The organism is Mycobacterium sp. E796 (genome assembly GCF_001672815.1).
Classification (GTDB): Bacteria; Actinomycetota; Actinomycetes; order Mycobacteriales; family Mycobacteriaceae; genus Mycobacterium.
The window spans coordinates 17817-27130 of sequence record NZ_LZKK01000253.1; the positions used below are offsets into that span (position 1 = coordinate 17817).

The 9314-nt window shown below is 66.4% G+C and carries 9 protein-coding genes; 4 read left to right on the forward strand and 5 right to left on the reverse strand.

Features of this window, described 5'->3' with window-relative positions; translation table 11 throughout:
- Window positions 1-40: 40 nt before the first annotated feature.
- The 3 genes from pstC to pstB are packed head-to-tail and all read left to right on the forward strand — an operon-like array spanning window position 41 to window position 2787.
- Window positions 41-1087 (forward strand): phosphate ABC transporter permease subunit PstC, encoded by a 1047-nt coding sequence (pstC, locus tag A5706_RS19020; protein ID WP_068133708.1) that lies wholly within the window; start codon window positions 41-43, stop codon window positions 1085-1087.
- Window positions 1084-1998 (forward strand): phosphate ABC transporter permease PstA, encoded by a 915-nt coding sequence (gene pstA / locus A5706_RS19025; RefSeq protein ID WP_068133687.1) that lies wholly within the window; start codon window positions 1084-1086, stop codon window positions 1996-1998. The genes pstC and pstA overlap by 4 nt, the downstream gene beginning before the upstream one ends.
- A 12-nt stretch (window positions 1999-2010) precedes the next feature.
- The gene (gene pstB, locus A5706_RS19030) at window positions 2011-2787 is read left to right on the forward strand and encodes a phosphate ABC transporter ATP-binding protein PstB (protein WP_067152630.1); all 777 of its coding nucleotides are present in this window, start codon (window positions 2011-2013) and stop codon (window positions 2785-2787) included.
- On the opposite strand, the gene phoU is transcribed toward pstB, so the two are convergent.
- The 5 genes from phoU to A5706_RS19055 form a co-directional block, all read right to left on the reverse strand.
- Window positions 2784-3452: a phosphate signaling complex protein PhoU gene (gene phoU / locus A5706_RS19035; protein WP_068133690.1), complete on the reverse strand. Its 669-nt coding sequence runs from the start codon at window positions 3450-3452 to the stop codon at window positions 2784-2786. The two genes, pstB and phoU, sit on opposite strands and share 4 nt — an antisense overlap.
- Window positions 3453-3510: 58 nt before the next feature.
- Entirely contained in the window at window positions 3511-5568 is a 2058-nt protein-coding gene (locus tag A5706_RS19040; RefSeq protein ID WP_068133694.1) for an LCP family protein, read from the reverse strand.
- Window positions 5569-5772: 204 nt separating this feature from the next.
- On the reverse strand, window positions 5773-6906 hold the full coding sequence (gene dusB, locus A5706_RS19045) for a tRNA dihydrouridine synthase DusB (RefSeq protein ID WP_068133696.1): 1134 nt from the start codon (window positions 6904-6906) through the stop codon (window positions 5773-5775).
- A gap of 16 nt (window positions 6907-6922) precedes the next feature.
- A complete protein-coding gene (locus tag A5706_RS19050; RefSeq protein ID WP_068133700.1) occupies window positions 6923-7939 on the reverse strand; it encodes an acyl-ACP desaturase in 1017 nt (338 codons plus the stop codon).
- Between the two features lie 132 nt (window positions 7940-8071).
- Window positions 8072-8686, reverse strand: coding sequence for a TetR/AcrR family transcriptional regulator (locus A5706_RS19055; protein ID WP_068133704.1), 615 nt, complete (start codon window positions 8684-8686; stop codon window positions 8072-8074).
- Window positions 8687-8753: 67 nt separating this feature from the next.
- On the opposite strand from A5706_RS19055, the gene A5706_RS19060 reads away from it, so the two are divergent.
- A partial coding sequence (locus A5706_RS19060) for an oxygenase MpaB family protein (RefSeq protein WP_156767222.1) occupies window positions 8754-9314 on the forward strand: 561 nt, incomplete at its 3' end.

A 9314-nucleotide genomic window follows, 5' to 3' on the forward strand; every position in this document is an offset into this window, starting at 1 on the left:
TGGGCGCAATGAGCGACAGCACGACTGTGACGGGATCACAGTGACAGGGTCTTCCGTCCCGAACCCTTCCGCAGCGGGTTCGGGTGCGGTCGTCGCTGCGCCCTTTCCGGAATCGCCCGTCGTGCCGATCAGCCCGTGGGGACGCGCTCAGCCGCGCATGGCGGACCGGATATTCCGTTGGCTCGCCAAGGGTTCGGGCGTCCTCATCGTGGTGCTGATCGTCGCCATCGGCGGATTCTTGCTGTTGCGCGCGATCCCAGCCTTGAAGCGCAACCACGAGAACTTCTTCACCTACGGCGGTAGCTGGGCCACCACGGACACGTCGGCCATGCATTTCGGAATCCCCGATCTGCTGCAGGTGACCCTGTTCGTCTCGGTGTTCGCACTGGTCCTTGCCATGCCGGTCGCCCTGGGCGTCGCACTGTTCGTCACGCAGTACGCGCCTCGGCGGGTCGCCGGTCCGCTGTCCTACGCGGTCGATCTGCTCGCCGCGGTTCCCTCGATCGTCTACGGCGTGTGGGGCCTGTACGTCCTGGCGCCGCAGCTGCGACCGGTCGCCAACTGGCTGAATCACAGCCTCGGTTGGTGTTTCCTGTTCGCCACCGGCAACGCGTCGGTGGCGGGCGGCGGCACCATCTTCACGGGCGGGATCGTGTTGGCGGTGATGATTTTGCCGATCATCACCGCGGTCACCCGGGAAGTGTTCGTCCAGACACCGCAGGAGGAGATCGAGGCGGCACTGGCCCTCGGCGCCACCCGTTGGGAAGTGGTCAAGACGACCGTGCTGCCCTTCGGGCGATCCGGATACGTCAGTGGCGCGATGCTGGGCCTGGGCCGCGCCCTGGGCGAGACGGTCGCGCTGCTGATCATCTTGCGCGGCACCCAGGCGGCATTCGGGTGGTCGCTGTTCGACGGCGGCTCGACCTTCGCGACCAAGATCGCCGGCGCGGCAGCGGAATTCGACGACCGGTACGAGGCCGGCGCCTACATCGCCGCGGGGCTCGTCTTGTTCGTGCTCACCTTCCTGGTCGACACCCTGGCCCGCGGCGCCGCGGCCGGGGCCGGCAGCCGCAGGGGCCGCCGATGACCTCGATGCTCGATCGTCCGCTCAAGGCGCGGGCGTTGTCCGATCTCGGCCGGCGCCGCCGGGTCGCAGACAACACCGCGACGGTGTTGGTGACGCTGGCGATGGTGATCGCCGTGATCCCGTTGCTGTTGGTGCTGTGGTCCGTAATCGCCAAGGGGCTCAAGGTGATCGCCTCCAGCGCGTGGTGGACGCATTCCCAGGCCGGCATGACGGCGTTCGTCGCCGGCGGTGGCGCCTACCACGCGATCGTGGGAACGCTGCTGCAGGGATTGGTGTGCGCCCTGATCTCGGTGCCGATCGGCATCATGGTGGCGATCTATCTGGTCGAATACGGGGGCAGCGCGCCACTGGGCAGGCTGGCCTCGTTCATGGTCGACATCCTGTCCGGCGTGCCCTCGATCGTGGCAGCGTTGTTCATCTACGCGGTGTGGGTGTCGACGCTGGGACTGCCCCGCTCACAATTCGCGGTGTCGCTGGCGTTGGTCCTGATGATGCTGCCGGTGATCGTGCGGGCCACCGAGGAGATGCTGCGGATCGTGCCGGTGGATCTGCGGGAGGCCAGCTATGCGCTGGGCATCCCGAAGTGGAAAACCATTGCCAGCGTCGTGATTCCCACCGGGCTGTCCGGCATCATCACCGGAATAATGCTGGCGGTGGCCAGGGTGCTCGGTGAGACGGCGCCGCTGCTGATCCTCGTCGGTTATTCGCAGTCGATGAACTTCGACATCTTCCACGGATTCATGGGATCGTTGCCCGGCATGATGTACGACCAGACAGCGGCGGGCGCGGGCGTCAACCCGGTGCCCACGGATCGGTTGTGGGGTGCGGCGCTAACCCTCATTCTGGTCATCGCGGTCATCAATGTCGGGGCTAGGGTGATCGCGAAACTCTATGCCCCCAGAAAGTCGTAGGCAGGAGCACTAGTGGCCAAGCGGTTGGACCTCAAGTCCATCAACATCTACTACGGGTCGTTCAAGGCGGTCGCCGATGTGACGATGTCGATCCTGCCTCGCAGCGTGACGGCCTTCATCGGTTCGTCGGGCTGCGGCAAGACGACCGTGCTGCGTACCTTGAACCGGATGCATGAGGTGATCCCCGGCGCGCGTGTCGAGGGCAGCGTGCTGCTCGACGATCAAGACATCTACGCCCCGGGCGTCGACCCGGTCGGTGTGCGCCGGGCGATCGGGATGGTGTTCCAGCGGCCGAATCCGTTCCCCGCCATGTCGATTCGGGACAACGTGGTCGCCGGCCTGAAGTTGCAAGGGGTACGTAACCGCAAGCTGCTCGACGAGACCGCCGAACACTCGCTGCGCGGGGCGAACCTGTGGGAAGAGGTCAAGGACCGGTTGGACCGGCCCGGCGGTGGACTATCCGGTGGGCAGCAGCAGCGCCTGTGCATCGCACGCGCCATCGCCGTGCAACCCGATGTGTTGCTCATGGACGAGCCGTGCTCCGCGCTGGACCCGATCTCGACGCTGGCCATCGAAGAACTGATCAGCGAGTTGAAGCAGGACTACACCATCGTCATCGTGACGCACAACATGCAGCAGGCGGCCCGGGTGAGCGATCAGACCGCGTTCTTCAACCTGGAAGCCACCGGAAAGCCCGGCCGGCTGATCGAGGTCGACGACACCGAGAAGATTTTCTCCAACCCCACGCAGAAGGCGACGGAGGACTACATCTCCGGCCGCTTCGGCTAGCGCGACGTCGGGTTGGTCTCATCCTCGGGAAGGTGCCCGGTCGCCTGGAAAATGACGCGCCTTGCCACTTCCACGGCGTGGTCCGCGAAGCGCTCGTAGAAGCGGCCCAGCAACGTCACGTCCACGGCGGCGGCGACACCGTGCTTCCATTCGCGGTCCATCAGCACCGAGAACAAATGCCGGTGCAGATCATCCATGGCGTCGTCTTCCTCACGGATCCGGGCGGCCTTCTCCGGGTCGCGTGACAACACCACCTCTTGAGCGTTGCTGCCCAATTCGACGGCGACTCTGCCCATTTCGGCGAAGTACCCGTTGACCTCTTCGGGCAGCGCGTGCTGGGGATGGCGCCGGCGGGCGATCTTGGCCACGTGCAGGGCCAGCGCGCCCATTCGGTCGATGTCCGCCACCATCTGGATGGCACTGACGATGGACCGCAGATCGCCGGCGACCGGCGCCTGCAGCGCCAGCAGCACGAACGCGCTTTCCTCGGCCTGGGCGCTCAGCGTCGCGATCTTCTCGTGGTCGGAAATCACCTGTTCGGCCAGCACCAGATCCGCCTGCAGCAGCGCCTGGGTGGCCTGCTCCATGGCGACACCCGCCAGCCCGCACATCTCGCCCAGGCGCTCAGATAACTCAGTGAGCTGCTCGTGGTAGGCCGTTCGCATGCTGCCAAGCCTACGTTCTCGATGCCGGAAACGGGTGACGCGGTAGCGCCAAAATTCTTTACTCGCAGGTGGTGTCAGCCGCGTTGGTGACCGTCAGGTCGTCGGGCAGCTTGGTCGGAGTGTTGCCGGACCCGCGCTCGATCTGCATGCTGATCGACGAGCCGCTGGGCGCGGGAGTGGCGACGGAGTTGAAGTCCGGCCCGAGCACGACCTGGATGACTTGCCCGTAGCCCGACACCCGCTGGACCTTCGCGTTGGCGAACGACGAGGCGACCGTGGCCGCGGCCTGCTCGTTGCCGGGTGAGAACAACACGGTCGTCGTATTCACCGAACTGGGATAGTCATCCGGCGTCATCACGTTGAACCCGTTCCGCTTCAGCTGGCTGGTCGCGGTCGCGGCCAACCCGCTCTGCGTCGTGGCGTTCGATACCCGGACCGTGACATCTTGCGGCGCGGTCGTTGTCACCTGCTGGTGTTGGGCCTCCGGGGCCGCGGTGGGGCTGGGCGCCTTCTTGGTGGTGGGGGCCGTGGTTGGGCCCGTCGTTGGGGTGTTGTCGCCCAACGGTTTGGCGTTCTGGTCGTTCTCCTCGGGCAGCGGATCGTCGTTGATGATGGCGTCGAAAAGCGCCCTCATGTCGGCCAGCCGCGGGGGCTCGTCGCCGTTCTGGTCGGTGACGCCGGTCGGCACGGTGACGAACGTCATGTGCCCGGCCGCAATGCCCTGCAACGACTGACCCAGCTGGACCAGGTCTTTGGTCTTGACGTTGTCGACGAACGTGTCGCCGATGACCAAGTTCACGACGTTGTTGAGCTTGTTGAGGTCCAACAACGTGTCTTCGGAGATCAACGCACGAAGCAGCGACGACAGGAACAATTGCTGGCGCTTGATGCGGCCGTAGTCGCCGTTGGTCTCGGTCGTCACCTGGCGGGCTCGCACATAGTTCAACGCGGTTGGGCCATCGAGTACCTGGCGTCCCGAGCGTTCCAGGACGGTGCCCAGCTCGTAGTCGTGCAGCGGCGTGCGACTGCAGACTTCGACGCCGCCCAGGGCATCTACCATCTTCGAGAACCCGGCGAAGTCGACGCCGATGAAGTGGTTGATGCTCAGGCCGGACAGCTTCTGAATCTCCTTGACCAGACACTTCGGGCCCCCGAAGGCGAATGCCGAGTTCAGCTTGGTCTCGGTGTAGACCATCTTCGGACCCATGGTCTTGGTCTTCTCGTCGTAAATGGGTCCGTACTTGCCGGTGCTGGGATTCCAGGCCTCGCATTGGAACGGCGTGATCGCCAGGTCCCGCGGGAACGAGACCGCGACCACGCGTTTGCGGTTCGCCGGGATGTTGACCAGCATGACGGTGTCCGACCGCTCGCCATCGGCGTCTTCGGTGGTACCGGCGCCCATGTCGGCGTTTTGCCCGGCGCGCGAGTCGACGCCGACGATCAGAAAGTCCTCGTCGCCGTACTGTCCACCGGGGTCGCGGATGTCGCTCGAATTCGGGTCGAGCGCGCTGACGATGTTGAGCCGGTTGTTCTTCGACGCGCTCCACTGCCACGCCCCACCGGTCAGGACCAACGCCAGCACGGCGGAGAACGCCGCCATCGAACGGGCCGCCAGCACTATGGGGCGCCGCCGGCGCTTAGTTTTGGGTTCGCGGTCCTCGGGGGTCGCGTCGTCCGCGCTCCCGTCGAGGTCGAACTCGTCGTCGTAATCCGCGTAGTCGGCGGCCCCGAGCTCGGGGAGCTCCGAAGGGGGGTCGAGCAGATAGGCCGGGGTGTCGATCACCTGCGTGTCCTGCAGGTCGATCGGCGGGTCGGGCTCGGGCTCGGGGTCGGGCGCGACGCGGTGGCGACTGCGCCGGCTGGTGCTCGGGGCCCCTACCTTGGCGATCAGCTCGGCGACGGTGAGCCCGCCGTCCGTGTGGCACCCGCCCGTTTCGGTCTCGACGCCCGACGGCTCGACAGGCTCGACAGGTTCGTCTGAGGCCGGCTCGGTCAGCCAGCGGTGGACGCTGTGATCAGACGGTGGTTGCGCGAACCGCTCCCACGGGGCGGCTCCCGGCGTCGGCTGCGGGGTGCGCCGATGGCCACGAGTGGCGTCAGTGCCGCCATCACCCATGTCCTATCGGCCTCCAAAACTCTGATGCAACTCCGATGCGACGCCGGGGCTAGCCATCAGCGCCGCGGGCCGCGCCACCCGTGGTCGCGCGGTGTTCTCACGCTCCCGCGGCGGCACGCAACCGACCCCCACCGAAGCGCAATGCAGCAAGGTCCACATCGTACTGAGTTATCGCCGCGGACGCGATTTCGAGCGTGTTAACGCTTAGCCGCCCGAGTGCATCACGTCCGCCCCCGCGGGCACCGTGCAGTCGTCGGGGTCGGTCAGCCAGCCCTCGGGAAGGGCCACCCGGGCCGGTGAACCCTGCCGGCCACGAGGGCCGCACGCGGCGTCCGGAAACGGGACGGTGCGGTCCAACCGGTCGAGCAGAGCGTCGAGCTCATCCAGCGTCGTCACCATCGCGAGTGCTCGCCGCAACTCCGACCCGGCGGGAAAGCCATGCAGGTACCAGGCGACGTGCTTGCGGATGTCGCGCATGCCCTTGTCCTCGCCGAAATGCGCGGCCAGCAGCCGGCCGTGCCGGCGCACGATGTCGGCGACCTCGCCCAGGGTGGGCGGCGTCGGGGCCGGGGTGCCGGTGAACGCAGCCGACAACTCGGCGAACAGCCACGGGCGGCCGAGGCAACCGCGACCGATGACCACGCCGTCGCATCCCGTGCTGGCCATCATCGCCAGCGCGTCGCTGGCGTCATAGATGTCGCCGTTGCCCAGCACCGGGATGGTCCGTACTTCCTGCTTGAGCCGCGCGATCTGGTCCCAGTCGGCCGTCCCCGAGTAGCGCTGCGCCGCCGTGCGGGCGTGCAACGCAACCGCGGCCGCACCCTCGGCCTCGGCGATGCGTCCGGCGTCCAGGTGGGTGTGGTGCTCGTCGTCGATGCCGACGCGGAACTTCACGGTCACCGGGATGCGGGTGCCCTCGGTGGCCCGTACGGCCGCGGCCACGATCTGGCCGAACAGCCGCCGCTTGAACGGCAGCGCCGCCCCGCCGCCACGCTTGGTGACCTTGGGCACCGGGCAGCCGAAGTTCATGTCGATGTGGTCGGCCAGGCCTTCGTCCGCGATCATCCTGGCGGCCGCGTAGGTGGTCGCCGGATCGACGGTGTAGAGCTGCAGCGAGCGCGGCGACTCGTCGGGCGCGAACGTCGTCATGTGCATCGTCGCCGCGTGCCGCTCCACCAAAGCGCGCGCGGTCACCATCTCACAGACGTACAGCCCGCTGACCGTGCCGACCTTGGACAGCTCCAGCTCACGGCACAGTGTCCGGAACGCGACGTTGGTCACGCCCGCCATCGGGGCCAGCACCACCGGGCTGGCGAGCGTGATCGGACCGATACGCAAGGCGTCTACCGAAGGCTCACCGACGACTCATGGCGAGCTTGCCGGCGGTCTTGTGCAGCTCGTAGGCGGTCGTCTTCTTACCGGTACGGGCCTCGCGGTCGAGCTGGCGCTGCTTGGACACCTCGAACCTGTCGCAGGACGCCTCGAGTTCCTTGATCAGCACGCCGAGGTCGTCGCGCAATTCGGCCGCCTCGCCGGTGAAGTCCTCGCGCTCGAAGATGCGCCACTTCTTCAGAATCGGCATGACGACGTCATCGAGGTGGATACGCGGGTCGTACACGCCACCCATGGCGATGATCACGGCCTTGCGCCGGAACTCGGGCACCTGGAAGCCGGGCATCTGGAAGTGCCGCAAGATGAGGTGCAGCGCCTTCATCGCCGTGTTGGGGGCGAGCTCGAACGCGGCCTCGCTTACGTCGCGGTAGAAGATCATGTGCAGGTTCTCGTCGGCCGAGATCTTGGCCATGAGTTGCTCGGCGACGGGATCGTTGCAGGCCTTGCCGGTGTTGCGGTGCGAAATCCGGGTGGCCAGTTCCTGGAAACTGACGTACAAGACGGAATGGGTGAGGGTCTCGGCGAAGTACTCGCCCTGGTGGTTCTGGCCCGGGCTGAAGCCCCGGTTGACCACCTCGAGGCGCAGCAGCTCCAGCTCAACGGGGTCGACCGCGCGGGTCACCACGAGGTAGTCGCGCAGCGCGATGCCGTGCCGGTTCTCCTCGGCGGTCCACCGGTTGACCCACTGGCCCCAGGCGCCGTCCATGCCCATGTTCATCGCGATCTCGCGGTGGTACGACGGCAGGTTGTCCTCGGTGACGAGGTTCTGCACCATCGCCACCTGCGCGACGTCGGACAGCTTGCTCTCCTCGGGGTGCCAGTCCTGTCCGCCGAGCGCGTAGTAGTTCTTGCCGTCCGACCACGGGATGTAGTCGTGCGGGTTCCACGGCTTGTGCACGCTCAGATGCCGGTTCAGGTATTTCTCCACGACCGGTTCGAGTTCATGCAGAAGCTGTAAGTCGGTCAGCTCCGCTGACATGGCCCCTCCAGTTATCTGTGTCTGCGGGTAGCAGTCAATATATCTGTGTCCCCCGGTAGCATCAAGTTCCTCGCCGGCGCGGCACACGACAGTTCTCGAAGGGCTAGCCAGTCCGGGGTGCGCGCGAAACCGCTACTCGAATTTGCCCTGCTCGGCGGGCGGGACGTAGGGCGCCGCGGCATTGAACAGCATGTTGACGCAATAGTCGATGAACTGCTTGCGAGTGGCCCCGAGCTGGCCGTTGAGGTAGGCGGTGAACAGGCTCGTCAGCCCGCCGACCAGGCTGGTGGCGATCATCTTCTGCAGCACCGAGTCGCCGATGCGCGACAGCTTGCGCTGCAGCAGGTCGATGAAGTTGGGCATCCACTCCGCGCCCGACTGTGTCAACACCGGCTCCACCGTGGGCGCCAGCAACAGCACCCGTCCCCGCACGGGGTCGTCGACCATGAGCTCGACGAATTGTTCGACCGCCTCGCGTGGCGTCTTCGCCGAAACCAGGGTGTTCATCGCGCGCGCGCAGACGTCGTCATAGACGGCGCGCACGAATTCGTCACGATCGGAGAAGCTTTCGTAGAAATAGCGTTCGGTCAGTGCCGCCTTCTTGCACACCGCACGCACCGTCAGCGCGGGGCCGCTATCGCTGCCGAGCAGCTGCACGCCCGCGGTGATGAGATTGTCGCGGCGCAGGGCGAGGCGGCTCTCTAGGGGGACGCCGGTCCAACGACCCCGTCGTTGACCCGTCTGCACATCGCTCCTAAGCTCTAAGTGACAACGCATGTAGTCAAAATTGACCGATACTTACAGGGATCTAATAGTGACCCAACATACGTCCGCAGCCCGCCCGCTGAACAGCGGCGCCTCCGACGGCGTGGCCGGCGGCTGCCCGGTGTCGCCGCTCGGCTACGCGTCGCCACCCGCTCCGCTGGGCCCCGATTCCTTGACGTGGCGGTACTTCGGGGATTGGCGCGGCATGTTGCAGGGCCCGTGGGCGGGTTCCATGCAGAACATGCACCCGCAGCTCGGGGCGGCGGTCATCGACCACTCGACGTTCTTCCGGGAGCGCTGGCCACGCCTGCTGCGCTCGCTGTATCCGATCGGCGGTGTCGTGTTCGACGGCGACCGTGCCCCGGAGACCGGCGCCGAAGTGCGCGACTATCACACCGACATCAAGGGTGTCGACGAACAGGGCCGCCGCTACCACGCGCTGAACCCGGACGTCTTCTACTGGGCGCACGCCACGTTCTTCGTCGGCACCATCCATGTGGCAGAGCGCTTTTGCGGCGGGTTGACCGACGCGCAGCGGCGGCAGCTCTTCGACGAACATGTCGAGTGGTATCGCATGTACGGCATGAGCATGCGGCCGGTTCCGGCGTCC